General features: G+C 46.0%; 15 protein-coding genes. 8 read left to right on the forward strand and 7 right to left on the reverse strand.

Annotated features, from left to right (window positions below; all coding sequences use genetic code 11):
- Positions 1-72: 72 nt before the first annotated feature.
- On the reverse strand, positions 73-1,440 hold the full coding sequence (glmU, locus tag DK428_RS05235) for a bifunctional UDP-N-acetylglucosamine diphosphorylase/glucosamine-1-phosphate N-acetyltransferase GlmU (RefSeq protein ID WP_109064781.1): 1,368 nt from the start codon (positions 1,438-1,440) through the stop codon (positions 73-75).
- 82 nt (positions 1,441-1,522) lie between these two features.
- On the opposite strand from glmU, the gene DK428_RS05240 reads away from it, so the two are divergent.
- Both DK428_RS05240 and murQ read left to right on the forward strand, forming a co-directional pair.
- Positions 1,523-2,653 carry an anhydro-N-acetylmuramic acid kinase gene (locus DK428_RS05240; protein WP_109064782.1) on the forward strand — a complete coding sequence of 377 codons (1,131 nt, stop codon included), beginning with the start codon at positions 1,523-1,525 and terminating at the stop codon, positions 2,651-2,653.
- On the forward strand, positions 2,650-3,564 hold the full coding sequence (gene murQ / locus DK428_RS05245; protein WP_109092127.1) for an N-acetylmuramic acid 6-phosphate etherase: 915 nt from the start codon (positions 2,650-2,652) through the stop codon (positions 3,562-3,564). The genes DK428_RS05240 and murQ overlap by 4 nt, the downstream gene beginning before the upstream one ends.
- Before the next feature lie 63 nt (positions 3,565-3,627).
- Here murQ and DK428_RS05250 read toward each other — a convergent pair whose 3' ends face one another.
- The 6 genes from DK428_RS05250 to DK428_RS05275 all read right to left on the reverse strand — a co-directional run bounded on the left by DK428_RS05250 (position 3,628) and on the right by DK428_RS05275 (position 10,244).
- Positions 3,628-6,921, reverse strand: coding sequence for a TonB-dependent receptor domain-containing protein (locus tag DK428_RS05250; RefSeq protein WP_109064784.1), 3,294 nt, complete (start codon positions 6,919-6,921; stop codon positions 3,628-3,630).
- Positions 6,922-7,039: 118 nt separating this feature from the next.
- Positions 7,040-7,798 (reverse strand): class I SAM-dependent methyltransferase, encoded by a 759-nt coding sequence (locus tag DK428_RS05255; protein WP_109064785.1) that lies wholly within the window; start codon positions 7,796-7,798, stop codon positions 7,040-7,042.
- A 2-nt stretch (positions 7,799-7,800) separates the two neighbouring features.
- Positions 7,801-8,898 carry a tRNA (uridine(54)-C5)-methyltransferase TrmA gene (gene trmA, locus DK428_RS05260; RefSeq protein WP_109064786.1) on the reverse strand — a complete coding sequence of 366 codons (1,098 nt, stop codon included), beginning with the start codon at positions 8,896-8,898 and terminating at the stop codon, positions 7,801-7,803.
- Positions 8,899-8,957: 59 nt separating this feature from the next.
- Complete coding sequence (locus DK428_RS05265) at positions 8,958-9,287, reverse strand: MaoP family protein (protein ID WP_109064787.1); 330 nt, start codon at positions 9,285-9,287, stop codon at positions 8,958-8,960.
- Positions 9,288-9,345: 58 nt separating this feature from the next.
- Positions 9,346-9,963 carry a thiol:disulfide interchange protein DsbA gene (gene dsbA, locus DK428_RS05270; protein WP_109064788.1) on the reverse strand — a complete coding sequence of 206 codons (618 nt, stop codon included), beginning with the start codon at positions 9,961-9,963 and terminating at the stop codon, positions 9,346-9,348.
- A 14-nt stretch (positions 9,964-9,977) separates the two neighbouring features.
- Positions 9,978-10,244, reverse strand: coding sequence for a YihD family protein (locus DK428_RS05275; protein WP_005701979.1), 267 nt, complete (start codon positions 10,242-10,244; stop codon positions 9,978-9,980).
- A gap of 66 nt (positions 10,245-10,310) precedes the next feature.
- On the opposite strand from DK428_RS05275, the gene mobA reads away from it, so the two are divergent.
- The 6 genes from mobA to DK428_RS05305 all read left to right on the forward strand — a co-directional run bounded on the left by mobA (position 10,311) and on the right by DK428_RS05305 (position 16,159).
- A complete protein-coding gene (gene mobA / locus DK428_RS05280) occupies positions 10,311-10,892 on the forward strand; it encodes a molybdenum cofactor guanylyltransferase MobA (RefSeq protein WP_109064789.1) in 582 nt (193 codons plus the stop codon).
- Positions 10,893-11,002: 110 nt separating this feature from the next.
- The gene (locus DK428_RS05285) at positions 11,003-11,524 is read left to right on the forward strand and encodes a hypothetical protein (RefSeq protein ID WP_109064790.1); all 522 of its coding nucleotides are present in this window, start codon (positions 11,003-11,005) and stop codon (positions 11,522-11,524) included.
- A 108-nt stretch (positions 11,525-11,632) separates the two neighbouring features.
- Positions 11,633-13,171, forward strand: a complete 1,539-nt coding sequence (gene fruB / locus DK428_RS05290) for a fused PTS fructose transporter subunit IIA/HPr protein (protein ID WP_109064791.1) — start codon at positions 11,633-11,635, stop codon at positions 13,169-13,171.
- Positions 13,172-13,173: 2 nt separating this feature from the next.
- Positions 13,174-14,115 (forward strand): 1-phosphofructokinase, encoded by a 942-nt coding sequence (gene fruK, locus DK428_RS05295; RefSeq protein WP_065295482.1) that lies wholly within the window; start codon positions 13,174-13,176, stop codon positions 14,113-14,115.
- Between the two features lie 4 nt (positions 14,116-14,119).
- Positions 14,120-15,784 carry a fructose-specific PTS transporter subunit EIIC gene (locus DK428_RS05300; RefSeq protein WP_109064792.1) on the forward strand — a complete coding sequence of 555 codons (1,665 nt, stop codon included), beginning with the start codon at positions 14,120-14,122 and terminating at the stop codon, positions 15,782-15,784.
- Between the two features lie 138 nt (positions 15,785-15,922).
- Positions 15,923-16,159 (forward strand): hypothetical protein, encoded by a 237-nt coding sequence (locus DK428_RS05305; protein ID WP_005703604.1) that lies wholly within the window; start codon positions 15,923-15,925, stop codon positions 16,157-16,159.
- Positions 16,160-16,223 lie beyond the last annotated feature (64 nt).

Genomic DNA, 16,223 nt, shown 5'->3' on the forward strand with positions numbered 1-16,223 from the left:
TCTGCCCCCAAAAAATTGGAGGCAACCAAATAATTAGGGGGACAGATCAGAAAGCCGTTTTTTAGTTACGGATTATTTCTTCTTCGGTCTTTCCCAACCTTGTATGTGTCTTTGCGGAACACGGGTGGTAACCAGTTCATCGTGTTTGACATCCGTACGAATGGTGGATCCTGCACCGATGGTGGCGCCGCTTTCAATGGTGACCGGCGCAACGAGTTGGCTGTCGGAGCCGATAAATACGTTGTCGCCGATGATGGTTTTGAATTTATTGGCACCGTCGTAGTTGCAGGTAATCACGCCCGCGCCGATGTTACAATCTTTACCGATTTCCGCGTCGCCTACATAGGTTAAGTGGTTCACTTTGGAGCCTTTACCGATTTGTGCTTTTTTTATTTCCACAAAGTTGCCCACATGGGTGTTTTCAGCCAGTTCTGTGCCCGGGCGTAAGCGGGAGAATGGGCCGATAGCGGCATTTGCACCCACGGAAGTATCTTCAAGCACGGAATATGGTTTGATTTCTACGTCATCACCGATGTCGCAGTTAGTGAGTACACAACCTGCGCCGATTTTCACCCGATTTCCTAACCGCACTTTGCCTTTTAAGATCACGTTCATGTCGATTTCTACGTCTTTGCCGTGGGTGAGTTCACCACGCAATTTAAAGCTGTTCGGATCAAGCAACATTACGCCGGCAAGTAATAATTCACACGCTTGTTTTTGTTGGAAATATTGCTCAAGTGCAACCAGTTGTAGGCGATTGTTGGCGCCTTCCACTTCCATTAAGTCGGCGGCTTGTACGGCAGCCACTTGGCAACCGTCACGATTTGCCAAAGCGATAACATCGGTCATGTAATATTCGCCTTGGGTGTTGTTGTTATCCAACTGTGTCAGCCATTTTTTGAAAGAAGCACCATCAGACACCATCACGCCGGTGTTCACTTCTTGAATTTTGAGTTGTTCGGCATTTGCATCTTTTTGTTCTACGATGCCGACGACATTGCCGTTTTCGCGCAGAATGCGACCATAACCTGTCGGGTTGTCCAACACCACGGTGAGTAGCGCAATGCCTTTGTCAGGTTTAGCGGCAATGAGTTTTTCCAAGGTTGCCTTGGTAATGAGAGGGGCATCACCATAAAGCATTAAAATATTTTCATCATCGGCAAAAAATGGCGCTGCTTGTTGCATAGCATGGCCGGTGCCAAGTTGTTCCGTTTGCAGAACCCAGTTGACAGGCTCGTTTGCTAATCGTTGTTGCATTAAATCGCCGCCATGGCCATAGACCAAATGAATGTTGTGAGCACCCAATTGTTTGGCGGTGTCGATAACATGTTTTACCATCGGTTTGCCCGCAATCGGGTGTAACACTTTCGGTAAATCGGAATACATACGGGTGCCTTTTCCGGCGGCGAGGATAACTACGCTGAGAGCTTGAGTTGTCATAAATTTTCTCTTTTGTTCGCTAAAAATTGCGCGCTAGTATATCATTCTTGCAATTTTGAGTTAAGTTAAGGACAAGTGCAAAATGCAACAGGAATATTATCTTGGCATCATGTCCGGCACCAGTTTGGACGGTGTGGACATAGCTCTGATGGCATTTGCTGAACAACCGCAATTTATCGTCGGTCAATTTACGCCGATGCCAACGGATTTACGACAAGATTTATTGCAATTAGTTTCTGAGGGCAGCACCACATTGCAACAATTAGGTGAGTTGGATCAACGTTTGGCATTATTGTATGCCGACAGCGTGAATCGCTTCCTCGCCGAACACCACCTTCAACCGCATCGCATCCGCGCTATCGGCTGCCACGGACAAACCGTGTGGCACGCGCCGTCGGGCGATTTTCCGTTCACCATGCAGTTAGGTGATATGAACCTGCTTGCCGCACGCACGGGCATTGATGTCGTCGGGGATTTTCGGCGTAAAGATATGGCGTTTGGCGGACAAGGGGCGCCGTTGGTGCCCGCCTTCCACCAAGCGTTATTTTATGACGAACAGTGGGCGACGGTGGTGTTGAATATCGGTGGCATTAGTAATATTTCCGTGCTGTTGCCGAATCAACCAATCATCGGCTACGACACCGGCCCGGGCAATGCGCTAATGGATGGTTGGATAGCCCGCCATCTTGGTCATACTTTTGATGCTGACGGGCAATGGGCGCGCGGGGGCAAAGTGCGGTCGGATTTATTAACAAAAATGTTGGATGAACCTTATTTCCAACTGCCGCCGCCGAAAAGCACCGGGCGCGAGTTATTCAATTTAGCGTGGCTTGAAAAAACGCTCGCTAAAACCACCGCACTTGAAGGCGACATCCCGCCACAAGATGTGCAAGCCACCTTACTTGAATTCACCGCACAAAGCATTGCTCTTGCCTTGCGCCAAATAGCAATACCGTTGCCACCTCGTTTGTTGGTTTGTGGCGGTGGCGCGAAAAATGGGGCATTGATGACCCGCCTGCAAGCCTTGTTGCCAAACTGGCAGTTGCACAAAACCGATGATGTCGGATTGGATATTGATTATGTAGAAGCCGCCGCGTTTGCCTGGCTTGCTTATCAACGCATTCATAACCTACCTTCCAACCTACCAAGCGTGACCGGCGCCAAAAATGCGGTCAGTTTGGGCGCTATTTTTCCGGCGGAGAAACACGTATGAGCGAACACAATTTATTAAATAGCCTTGAAAAGATGCTAAGCGAACAACGCAACCCAAATACCCTGCACATTGATTCCTTGTCGTCGCTGGATATCGTGACCTTATTAAATAACGAAGACAAATTGGTGGCGTTGGCGGTGGAAAAAAATCTGCCGCAAATCGCGCAGGCGGTAGAACGCATTGTGGCGGCATTTCAGGCAGGCGGCCGTTTGGTGTATATGGGCGCCGGTACCAGCGGTCGCCTTGGCGTGCTGGATGCTTCTGAATGCCCGCCGACGTTTGGTATACCGTCAAGTATGGTAGTGGGATTAATTGCCGGTGGCGAAACTGCATTGCGCAACGCCGTGGAAGGTGCGGAAGACAATTTGGCGGCGGGCGAACAGGATTTATGCCATATTAATTTTAGTCGCAAGGATGTGCTGGTGGGTATCGCTGCCAGTGGTCGTACGCCTTATGTCATCGGTGGCTTAAACTATGCCAAACAACTTGGCGCCACCACGGTTTCCTTAGTCAGTAACCCGAATGCCGTTATGAGCGACATTGCCGACATCGCCATCACCACCGTTGTTGGCCCCGAGGCGTTGACGGGCTCCAGTCGCTTAAAATCAGGCACGGCACAAAAAATGGTGCTGAATATGCTTACTACTGCCGCCATGATCCGTCTCGGTAAATGCTACCAAAACCTCATGGTGGACGTGCAAGCTACCAACCAAAAACTTAAAGCCCGCGCCATTCGTATCGTCATGCAAGCCACCAACTGCGACCAAATCACCGCCGAACAAACCTTACACACCACCAACGGCAACGCCAAATTAGCCATCATGATGTTGTTGAGCGGATTAGATAAAGCGCAGGCGGAAACCGTTTTAGCGCAGAATCAGGGGAGATTGCAATCGGCACTAGCTAGCTAAGAAACGAGCATTAATAACGAAAGTGCGGTCAAAATTTACGATGAATTTTCACCGCACTTTTGCTTAGAAGGTTGCCGTCAAACCCAACTTCACGGTTCTGCCTGGGCCCGGCATGGAGGAGCGGGTCATTGGGTCGAGGTAATAACGATCCGTTAAGTTGGTGACGGAAAGGGTGGCGGCGAAAGTGTCATTGAATTTATAGTTCATATACGCATCAACCAAGAACACTGGCTGCCAACGTGGGTTGTTATTGCTATTGGCAAACCAGCCTGCATCACGTAAAGATTTGTTACGAGTTTCTTTCACATTAGTGTGATATACCATACGGGTGCCAACTTCTAATCGCTCATCTAAGAAACGTACACCAAGATTTGAGGTAATGCTGTATTTCGGCAAAATGGCATTTTTTAAGTAGCCGTTTTCATTACCACCATTAACACATTCGGGATAGGCTTCAAATGTATGTATATCACCTATACCACCAACATCTCGAATTGCTGAACTTTTATCGCAGAATTTATTTTTGATGTTGTAGCTAATACCGATATCACCGAAGATGCGACCTTGATCATAACGAGCGGATAATTCTATACCTTCTAAAATCCGTTTATCAAACTGCTTCATCTCATAATTAATATCACGGTCAAAAATATTTTTCGTAGTGTTTTTGTACCAATTTAGGCGAATATCCGCACGGCGTAAACTTGGGAAGAAACCACGTAAATCATGTACATAGCCCACTTCAATATTTTTGCTGTGTTCCGGTTTGCGTTTATAAAGTGGCGTGAGAATATCAATGGAATAGCCAATGGTATCTTCAAAAATACTCGGCATACGTTTGGTTTCATCATAGCGCACATAAATTCTGGCGTTATCACTTAAAAATGCGGTAGCACTAAAGGAAGGTGCCCAAGCGTGATCTTTACGCTCGGCCTTTTTCATTTTTTCCCACTGTTCTTTGGTTATTGGTGTTTTTTCTGGCGAACCGGAAAAATCAGCACTAATGTCATATAAATAATCTTCTTTCCCGGTTTGTGGATGGATTACTTTTTTTTCTAACATTTCTTTTGTAATACGTCCATCCGTAAGCGGAAAATGCTCAACAGAAAAATTACCATATTCATCCCGTTCCCAATAAATAGTCTGCGTTGCTGATTCATCCCATTGACTATTATTACCACTGAGCTGTGACCAACTATCATATTCCTCATCTGTGGTTGGAGTCCAGCCATGTGAAACAACATACTCATCACGATCATCAAGCCATTTTTGTAATTCTGGTGAATCATCAGCAGGTATTGGATATAATTTTTCAAATTCTTCCTCAAGTGAAGCTCTTAAATGATTTTTTCTTCCAAAATTTATATAGTCTTGTGTTATTTCAGGGGCGACTTGTTTCAATTTTCTTACTGTAAATGGAATACGTGATTCGGTTAATACTTCTTCTTGTTTTAAATTTGCAATTTTTTCCTGCAAACCGCGATCTTTAGATTTGTAATGGGTATATTTCATCCCGGCAGTCAGTAATAACCAATCGGTTGGTGAATATTCAAATTTGAAGCCTGCATTAAATTCATTTCGGTTGCCTTTTCGATTTCCTGAACGAGCAGAGTTTGATACTCGGCAAATACCATGTAAATCGCCTTCCACACAGGTAAGTTGTTCCCCTTCTGTTTTAGCATCAGTCTCGTATTGATTAAATGCAGTAAGTTGATATTTATCCCAAAGCTCATAAACATTGGTACTGTCTAAAGTTTCACGACGATAATTTGTCATGATGCTGAAGCGAAGTTTTGGACTTAGTTCCGTGACATTGCTAAAAGTTATTCCCATATGATTATCACGGGCAAATTGCACTTGCGCGGGTTGAGTATTAAAAATTCCATCAATATTTTTAAATTTAGGGTTTTTCATATATTCCTTTATTTTGCTATTAAAAATTTCGTAAAAACGATCTTTTATACGTTTATATTCAACGGGATCTTTCACTTGATCTAATTCATAGGCTTTATCACCAAACTCATTTGCGAGATCAATTTGAGATAAAGTACCAATCATTTGAGTATTATAATCACTAAAAAGTACATCGCCCGGTGAGCCGCCCGATGTATTAGTTGCCGTATCATTTTTTACTGCCCAGACACCTATTTTTAAATCAAGCCATTTGTTATCGGGAGGATTATAGGAAAACTCAACATTACCTGTTTTTTGTTTTACATCTGCTAGTGGCCATTGTGTGACGGTATTACGCGCAGCATAGTTATAGCCAAGTCGGGAAGGCATTATGTCACCATAATTTATTTGCGTGTCTCGGAAGTTCGCAGAAAGTGAAGCATATTTATTAAAGTGGAGTTTCCCCTTTAATAACCAAGATCGGCTTTCATAAGATGTATTTGGTACTTCTTCACCCGGTTTATAAATTCGAGCAATGAGTGGAATATAAGGGTCATCGGAGTTTTTATCTAAATCAAGCGGGCCGGTTGTTCCTTCACCGTATTTTTTCCCTCCCCGTTTACCGGCAAAATAATTTCCTTTGTTACGATAAGCATACGCCCCTAAGACTTCATAACCATCATCTTTTGCGGCTAACGCCAAACGTATGGCATTATCGTGTAAAGGTTTGTTTCTGCCTTTTTTTCTTGGGCTAATCCGATCATCATCTTTAAAATACAACGCCCATTCAGCTAATTCTGCACGCCCGTCTGGTGAAACAAGTCGATAATCCTGACCAATAGGTACACCTTCATAAGGACGAGCTTTAATGGAATTGTTGGCGGTCTCCGTTTTAAGTTCAATACCCCATTTTTTACCAGGCTTAATGATCTCATCAGGATTTAGCGTCGACATACGAATCGTGCCTGCCGCCCCGGAGCGCAAAGTGCGGTCTAAATTGGGGCCTTTTTCCACATTCACTTCACTCACTAAAAATGGATCAAGATAGTTACGATTGCTTACACCGGAATAACCGCGCCAAATGGTAATCGCCTGTTCAGTATCATCAACTAATACAGGAATCCGACCTTGTCCCCAAGAACTACGAATAATAGGATCAATCGCACCGCCATTACGTGCATCGCCACTGTACACACCGGTCACACCGCTCAACAAATCGGCGACTGACTGACCGTGATAAGTTTCAATTTCCTTTTTACTTTTGTATTCAGTGACATTGTTTTTGCTGTAAACCTCGTCTTTTCCAGCATCTGCTTTAGCCTCCGCCGATGCGTTAACGTTGATGGTATCTAATGTGGTTGAATCGGAATTTTGATCGGCGAGGGTTGAGAAAGGCAATCCTAACAAAGCGAACATTAAGATTGTGGCAACGGAACCCGTTTTAGTATCAATAAAACATATCATGCTTTCCTCCAAAAAATAAAAATGATAACAAGTTTCATTTTATTGTATTAAAAGAAAACGTTGTAAAGTTTTATGTAAAAAATGAAGGGTAGATCACAAAGTTTGTATGAAAATTAAACTACCCATGCTTCACATACACATCAAAGCGATGGTTTTTGGTGTCGCGGGAAAAGTGCGGTGCTTTTTGCGCGAGAAAGTCGGCGTAGTCGGGGCGCTTAACTACGACGCGCTGACGGGCGAGTTGGAGTGCGGGCGCAAGCAGTTCGTCCGCATCTAAATCGGCACCGACCAAATGTTGAAACACGCGCATTTCTTTCTTCACCAAGGCGCTTTTGGCTTTGTGTGGGTACATAGGGTCGAGATACACCACATCAGCGAAATCCGTGTCAGGATTCAGTTGATTGATGTGTTGATAAGGCAACAGTTGCATATTTTGTTGCATCCAAGGGCCGATTTCTTCATCGGCATAAGCACGTTGCAAACCGTCTTGTAATAACAAACGAACGACCGGGTGGCGTTCAACGAGTTTCACTTGGCAACCGAGCGCCGCCAATACAAAGGCATCACGCCCTAAGCCTGCCGTGGCGTCAATGACTGTCGGTAAATTATCTTGTTTAATGCCAACCGCTTTTGCCACCGCTTCTCCACGCCCGCCGCCAAATTTGCGGCGATGTGCCATAGTGCCGCCGACAAAATCCACAAACACCGCACCCAGTTTCGGTTCGTCTAATTTGCGTAATTCCAAGCGTTCTGTGCCTTCCGCTTCCGTCCATACTAACGCCAACGGGCTGTTCGGATCGTGCGTTAAGCCGGCTTCGGCAAAAAGTGCGGTTGGTTTTTGCGGTGTTTTTGTTTCGCAGAGGAGTTGGATGTTCATGTTTATTCTTTTCTCACCAACCAAACGCCAGCTTCCATGTGTTCCGTGTAAGGAAACTGGTCGAACAATGCGGCTTTTTCAATACGATGGGTTTGGCTGAGCGTTTGCAGATTGTCGCATAGCGTATGCGGATTGCAGGAAATATACAAAATGCGCTCATATTGTTGCACCAGTGTAACGGTATCCGCATCTAAGCCGGCCCGTGGCGGATCAACGAAAATGGTGTTGCATTCATAGGCTTTCAAATCAATGCCTTTTAAGCGATTAAATTCGCGCACGCCCTGCATCGCTTGCGTGAATTCTTCCGCTGACATTCGGATGATTTGTAAGTTGTTTATCTGATTCGCCGCGATGTTAAATTGCGCGGCGGCTACCGAAGGTTTGGCAATTTCTGTGGCCAGCACCTTGCGGAAATTTTGCGCTAATGCGATAGAAAAGTTGCCGTTGCCGCAATAAAGCTCCAATAAATCCCCGTGGCTATTGCGGGTGCAATCTACCGCCCATTCCAACATTTTGCTATTCACTGTCGCATTCGGTTGCGTGAAGCTGTTTTCCACTTGGCGATAAATGTAGTCTTTACCGTGAACGCGTAGGATTTCATCCACATAATCTTGTTCCAGACAAATTTTTTGTTTGCTGGCACGCCCGACAATTTGCACGTTAAAACCTTGCTGCTGTAACTGCGAACGCAAGGTTTGCGCAGCAGTTTGCCACTCTTCATCCAAGGCTTTGTGATACAACAAACTGACGATAATGTGTTGGCTTTGGGTGCTTAAATAATCGATTTGGAACAGTCTGTGGTGTAATACCGTTTGCTGTTTTAACAACGGCAACAACGCCGTCATCATGCGATTGATGAGTTCGCTTGCGATAGGAAAATTATCTACCCGATAACGTTGTTTGCTCTGTTGGTCAAACATAATGTGGTAGAAATCATCGCCTTCGTGCCAAATGCGAAATTCCGCGCGCATACGGAAATGTTGTGTAGGCGAGGCGAACACCTGCAAATCAGGCGCGTTAAATGGCGCCAAAAGTGCGGTCAGTTTTTCTTGTTTTTCTGCAAGCAGGGCGGAATAGTGGGTTACGGGTAAATTCTGCATGGTGATAAGTAAAACAAAAGGCTCGGAATTCCAAGCCTTCTGATTGTTATTTAAGTGATTTAGTCTGCCGAGTAGTCGTCCAGATTATCCACGCCAACCACGCCGGATAAGGTGTAAAGGCGTTTGTTGGTGGAAATACGGCTGCGATATTTATTCCAGGTTTTCTCGAAGAAAGTTTCCGCTGCACGTTCACCGCGACAGAAAGCCACGAAGTCTTTCTCTTCTTTGGTTGCCGGTTTACGTTCGCCCGCATCCAATGCACGGAAGGCTTGTCCGTGTTGTTCTAATACTTGTGCTTCTTTGATGGTGTAATCACCGTGACGGGCAAAGCCACGCGGATAATTTTTATCGTCGAAAAAACGACGGGTTACGCTAAAACTCTCAGCCATATAATCCTCTAAAATACGTGTAGAAAATAAAATCGGCAGGCATTAAACCAATTTTTTGTTATTTTTGCAATAAACCTTTTACGGTTTGTACATATTCGTCCACAAAACGATTTTCATCGTGCGCCAAGCCTTCCATGTTCACACGATATTTACCGTTAACATAAAAATCCGGCACGCCGCGTACTTGGTATTTTTCGACCAGGTTTTGTTGTTTGGTGACCAAACCGTTCACGGCGAAACTGTTGATGCCACCGTCAAATTGTTCGGCAGATACGCCGTTATCAATGACGATTTGGCGGATGTCATCCATGGATTTTAAGGTGTTGGCTTGTGCGGCTTTAAATAATGGCATTTTGACTTTTTCTTCGGCATTAATGGCAATGGCCAATGCCCAAGCGCGAGTGAGATTTTCAGATTGGCGGCCTAAGAAATCCACATGATATTGCTTGAATGATGTACCTTCCGGTAAGGATTCGGCAATTTTTTGTGGAATGTGGTATTGCGCTTCAAAGGAATAACAATGCGGGCAGTAAAAAGAGAAAAATTCAATCACTTCAGGTTGTGCACTGCGTTTTTGCCCTTCCACCACCACATATTCTTTGTTTTCCGTTAATTCTTGGGCTTGGGCAGAGAAGGAGAAAGCCGCCGCCAGCGCTAAAAATAACCATTTTTTCATTTTGTAATCCTGTCTTATTTAATAATGCCGCGTGCTTTTAATAGCGCGGTTTTGAAATCTTCTTCGTAATCTTTTTTAATACCGGGAATCGGCTCGAATTTATCTTTACCCGCCATTTTCAGGTGGTAAATAATGACTTCATCGGACAATTCCGCGAGGGGCTTATCAAACCCGGCTTCATCGGCGATTTTTTGTAAAATTTGCATTAATGATAAATCGGAGTCTTTAGACCAGTAAGGCTGCAAAAGTTCCAGTACCTCATTCAGGCGATGACATTTCATACGCTTTTCCTTATTATTGAGAAATAAACGGGCGAGATCATACTTTAATTAACCTCGGAAGAAAATATGACAATTTCAATTAGTGCCGTCATTTTAGCCGGTGGACAAGCCAAGCGTATGGGCGGTGCGGACAAAGGGCTACAATTGTTGCACGGCAAACCGCTGTTTCAACATATTTACGAGCGTTTACGTACTCAAGTAGAACAGATTTCCATTAACGCTAATCGTAATCACGCGGAATATTCTGCCGATGGATTAATGGTGTTTGCCGACCGCATAGCCGGATTTCAAGGGCCGTTAAGCGGGATTTTAACGGCGTTGGAACGATCCGAGACGGATTTTGTCTTATTCGTACCCTGTGATTGTCCTTTTTTCCCGAAAAATTTGCTAGAACAGCTCAAAAGTGCGGTCGTTTTTCACGGCGTTTCTATTGCTTATGCCCATGATGGCGAGCGTGAGCACCCGACGTTCTGTTTGATGGCGCGTAACCTAAAAGACAAGTTGGCGGATTATTTGGCTTCAGGCGAACGACGAATGTTGCAGTTTATGCGCCAAAACGGTGCGGTGAGTGTGGATTTTTCCGAAAATAAGCAGGCTTTTACCAATATCAATACATTGGATGATTTAACCCGTTTTGAGAAGCAATAATAACTATTCTTAGCTATTTATTGATAAACAAGGGATAAGCAGTATAATGACTGCCACTTCTTGCGTTGGCTTATTCATTTCGTAACTTTACGTTAAATTCAAGGATTTTTATGTTAAAAAAACTTTCTATTCTTTTTATTGCCGCCACGCTCAGTGCGTGTTCTCTTTCGTCTTATGTGCCGTTTATGGGCAGTAAAAAAACAGTGATTAACTTAGACGCAGACAGCATCGATCAAAAATCCTACGCCACCGCTTATGAAGCCACGGTGGAAACCTACCGCGATCGTGTACATGATAATTACAACGTAAATTCCTTCGCTAGCGGCGCCAATGATTGGTATTTGGGTCGAATTCTTATTCCGATTGAACAAATCAAAGAAAAACTTTATAGCCCGCAAGGTCAAGATTCCGATGTTTATGCCTATTACAGCGGCGTCATTCATGCCGAGGCGTTACAAACGAACTTCAGCAAACTAAATCCACAATGTTGGAACCACATTAACACACCAAGCCTGACCCAAGGCATTTATGACGCCATGTTGGATTTACAAAGCGGCAAAGTGCGGTCAGAAAATGATGAATATATCGTGCAAGGTTCCGAACAACTACTTAAACTTTGCGCGGGGAAATAATAAAAAACTGTCGGTTTTTGCCGGCAGTTTTTTTGTATTTTTAACTTTAGCTGAAAGGTTTTTGCTTTCTTCAGCACCCCATCTCAACTTCGTTGATAAGGAGAAAGAATGTTTAATTTACCTGAAAGTAACATTCATTTAGCGGCTCAAGCAGACAATAAGCAACAAGCGATTGAGCTGGCCGCCAATGCGCTTGAACAGGCCGGTTATGTTGAACATGGCTATTTGCAAGGTATGTTAGGACGTGAACAACAAACGTCGACTTTTTTAGGCAATGGCATCGCCATTCCGCACGGCACCTTGGAAACCCGTGGCATGGTGAAAGATACCGGCGTGCAGATTTTCCAGTTTCCACAAGGGATTGAGTGGGGCGAAGGCAATATCGCTTATGTGGTGATCGGCATTGCGGCCCGTTCTGACGAACATTTGGCATTATTGCGTCAACTTACTCACGTTCTCGGCGATGAAGACACGGCCGCAAAATTGGCCACACTAACTGACGTAAAAAAATTCCGCGCCATTTTAATGGGCGAAGCGGACGATTTTAGCGTGAATGCCGATAACCTAAGTTTAAACGTGGATACGCAAAGCCTGTTGACCTTAATCGCCATTAACGCCGGCAAATTGGAACAACAAAGTGCGGTCAATAATCAGTACGTTTCGGAAGTCATTGCCAATCCGGCATTGCCATTGGCGCAAGGCTTATGGGTGACTGATGCCGCCGTTGGCAATCAAAAGAATGCGCTGGCTTTCAGCCGTGCAGTTCAACCCTTCCAATTAAATAATAAGGTCGTACATGGCGTAGTGACCGTCGCCTATGTGAACGATCAAATAAATGACACTCTCGCCCGTTTATTGGATCCGCAGGTGCAACAAGTGTTACTCAACGGCGACAGCGCACAGATTGCTGCGGCATTAAACGGCAAGCCGATTCCGCAAGCTACGACACAGACGACTTCAACCGCTTCCGCCGCGCCGTCTGTGGCTGCCGGTAGCGTTGTCGGCACCTTTACCATTCGTAACGAACACGGCTTACACGCCCGTCCAAGCGCCATTTTGGTTAACGAAGTGAAAAAATTCACCTCTAAGATTACTGTGGAAAATCTCACTCGCGGTGGAGCATCGGTGAACGCCAAGAGCCTAATGAAAATCGTGGCCTTGGGTGTAACTCAAGGACATCGTTTGCGTTTTGTAGCAGAGGGCGATGATGCACAAGCCGCGATGGAAGCGATCGGCAAAGTGATTGCCGCAGGTCTCGGCGAAGGTGTTTCTGCCGTGCCGCCAAGTGAACCGGATACCATCGAAGTGGCGGGAGACGCTACTCCGACAACTTCCGCGCCAAGCAATGAAAGTGCGGAGGAAAATTCAAGTGAATCTGTGGAAGGCGTTTTTGAAGTAAAAAATGAACACGGATTACACGCTCGTCCGGCGGCAGTGTTAGTGAACGAAGTAAAAAAATATAACGCCAATATCGCCGTACAAAATCTTGATCGCGATACGCCGTTGGTCAGTGCGAAAAGTCTGATGAAAGTAGTGGCGTTAGGTGTAGTGAAAGGTCATCGTTTGCGTTTCGTCGCCAGCGGCGAGCAAGCGCAACAAGCCATTGATGGTATCGGTGCAGTCATTAACGCAGGATTGGGGGAATAATTATGGCAAAAGTCGCAACTATCACTTTAAACGCCGCTTATGACTTGGTTGGGCGTTTAAAACGGATCGAATTGGGCGAAGTCAACACCGTGGAAACCCTCGGGCTTTTCCCTGCGGGCAAAGGCATTAACGTGGCGAAAGTGTTAAAAGATTTGGGCATTGACGTCACTGTGGGCGGTTTTCTCGGCGAAGACAACCAAGGGGATTTTGTTGCCTTATTCGACAAACTGGGATTACAAGATAAATTCCAACGCGTGCCGGGCAAAACCCGTATCAACGTGAAAATTACCGAAACCGACGCGGATGTTACCGATTTAAACTTTTTAGGCTATGAAATCAGTGAAAGTGCGTGGCAACAATTTGTGGCGGATTCTCTTGCGTATTGCAAATCCTTCGACATCGTTGCCGTGTGCGGTAGTTTACCGCGTGGCGTGACGCCGGACTTGTTCGCCGATTGGTTAAAACAATTGCATCAGGCAGGCGTAAAAGTGGTGCTGGATAGCAGCCACGCCGCGTTAACCGCAGGTTTAAGCGCACGGCCTTGGTTGGTGAAACCCAACCACCGCGAATTAGAAGCCTGGGTGGGTTATACCTTAAATTCACTGGAAGAAATTGTGTCTGCCGCTAAGAAATTAAAAGCGCAAGGCATTGCCAATGTGATTATTTCCATGGGCGCTCAAGGTTCCGTTTGGTTAAGTGACGAGGCTGTGATCCAAGCTCAACCGCCAAAATGCGAAAACGTGGTGAGCACCGTCGGTGCCGGCGATTCTATGGTGGCGGGCTTGATTTACGGCTTAATCAACGGCTTTTCACAGCAAGAAACCTTGGCTTTTGCCAGTGCGGTTTCCGCTTTTGCCGTGTCGCAAAGTAATGTTGGGATTGCTGACCGCTCGTTGCTCGATCCTATTTTAAATCACGTCAAAACGACAGTTATTGAGGGATAATCTTATGCATATTTATTTAACCCCAACCGCCAATTTTGGTCATGCAAAGGCCTTTTTATTGCGTGAAATGCTAAGCAAAGCCGCGCAAGCGCAACATCAAATCGTGGACAGTGCCGAGGCGGCGGATCTGATCGTCGTTTTTGGGAATGCTTTGCCGAATAATGCCGGATTTAATGGCAAAAAAGTGTTTTTGGCAAAAATTGATGAACATTTCAATGCACCCGAAAACTTGTTAGACACGGCCATTCAACAGGCGCAGGATTATGTTCCGCCTGCTGAAAGTGCGGTCGTTTCTAACAGTAAAATGAAAAATATTGTGGCGGTGACTGCTTGTCCGACAGGCGTAGCGCATACGTTCATGTCTGCCGAAGCCATCGAAACCTGCGCCAAACAACAAGGCTGGCAGGTGAAAGTGGAAACCCGCGGACAAGTGGGTGCGGGCAATGAAATCACGGCAGAAGAAGTGGCGGCAGCCGATTTGGTGTTTGTGGCAGCGGATATTGACGTGCCGTTGGACAAATTCAAAGGCAAATTAATGTATCGCACCTCCACCGGACTTGCGCTGAAGAAAACTGCGCAAGAATTCGATAAAGCCTTTAAAGAAGCCAAAATTTACGAAGGCAGCGCAACGTCCGCGGCGAAAGCCGAAGAGCGCGGCGAGAAGAAAGGCGTCTATAAGCACCTAATGACCGGCGTATCGCACATGTTGCCGTTGGTGGTGGCTGGCGGTTTGCTTATCGCCATTTCCTTCATGTTCGGTATTGAAGCGTTCAAAGACGAAAACATCGCGGGTGGCTTGCCGAAAGCTTTAATGGATATCGGTGGTGGCGCGGCGTTCCACTTAATGATCGCGGTGTTTGCAGGTTATGTAGCGTTCTCCATCGCCGACCGTCCGGGACTTGCCGTGGGGTTAATCGGCGGGATGTTGGCGACGACCGCAGGCGCGGGGATTTTAGGCGGAATTATCGCCGGCTTCCTTGCAGGTTATGTGGTGAAAGGGCTTAATGATGTGATTAAATTACCACCAAGCCTGATGTCCCTTAAACCGATCTTAATTTTGCCGTTATTGGGGTCTTTCATTGTCGGCTTAGCCATGATTTATCTCATTAACCCGCCTGTTGCGAAAATCATGACGGCGTTGAGTGAATGGCTAAAATCCATGGGCGATGTGAATGCCATGGTGCTTGGCGTGATTATCGGCACCATGATGTGTATCGACATGGGGGGGCCGGTAAACAAAGCGGCTTATACCTTCTCCGTGGGCATGATCGCCTCTCAGGTTTACACCCCAATGGCAGCGGCAATGGCAGCAGGCATGGTGCCGCCAATCGGCATGGCTATCGCCACTTGGTTAGCGCGCAGTAAATTCACCTCCAATCAACGTGATGCGGGTAAAGCCTCTTTCGTGCTTGGCTTCTGTTTTATCTCCGAAGGGGCATTGCCATTTGTGGCGGCAGATCCACTACGTGTGATTATCAGTAGCATCCTTGGTGGCGCCACTGCGGGGGCGATTTCCATGAGTTTAGGCATTACCTTGCAAGCGCCACACGGCGGCTTATTCGTGATTCCGTTCGTCTCCGAACCGCTTATGTACCTTGGCGCCATCGCCATTGGTTCTGTGTTGACCGGCGTAGTTTATGCGGTGATTAAACCAAAGGTGGAAGCCTAATCATTCCCCGTCGGGGAATTTAAACAGGCCCCCAAGGGGCTGAAGGATGTGTAACCGTGGGTAATTTATTACCCACGGCAGAACCTAAAAAAAACATTTTCAAAATCCACCGCACTTTTACCTCACAAGGAAGATAATATGCCATTTAGTGAAGCTGAAAAACACGACCTTCTGTCGCAAAAAGGCATTGGTGCAACGATCTTAAAACGTTTGACGGAAATGGGATTGGATGACGTCAAAATACTGGCAGCTACCAGCCCGGATTTTATTCTTCAACGCGGTGCGGAAATCACCGGTTCAACCTGTTGGCGTAACAGTCCACAAGCCCGAAACGCTATTGAAACGGCAGTGAATTGGGCAAAAAGCAAGGTTTAGCCCTAAGGTAATAGCTTACTCTGATGGCGCGCGTTTCCTGACGCGTGCCAACTAGGTAATTTAT

Source organism: Aggregatibacter kilianii (genome assembly GCF_003130255.1).
Lineage (GTDB): Bacteria > Pseudomonadota > Gammaproteobacteria > Enterobacterales > Pasteurellaceae > Aggregatibacter > Aggregatibacter kilianii.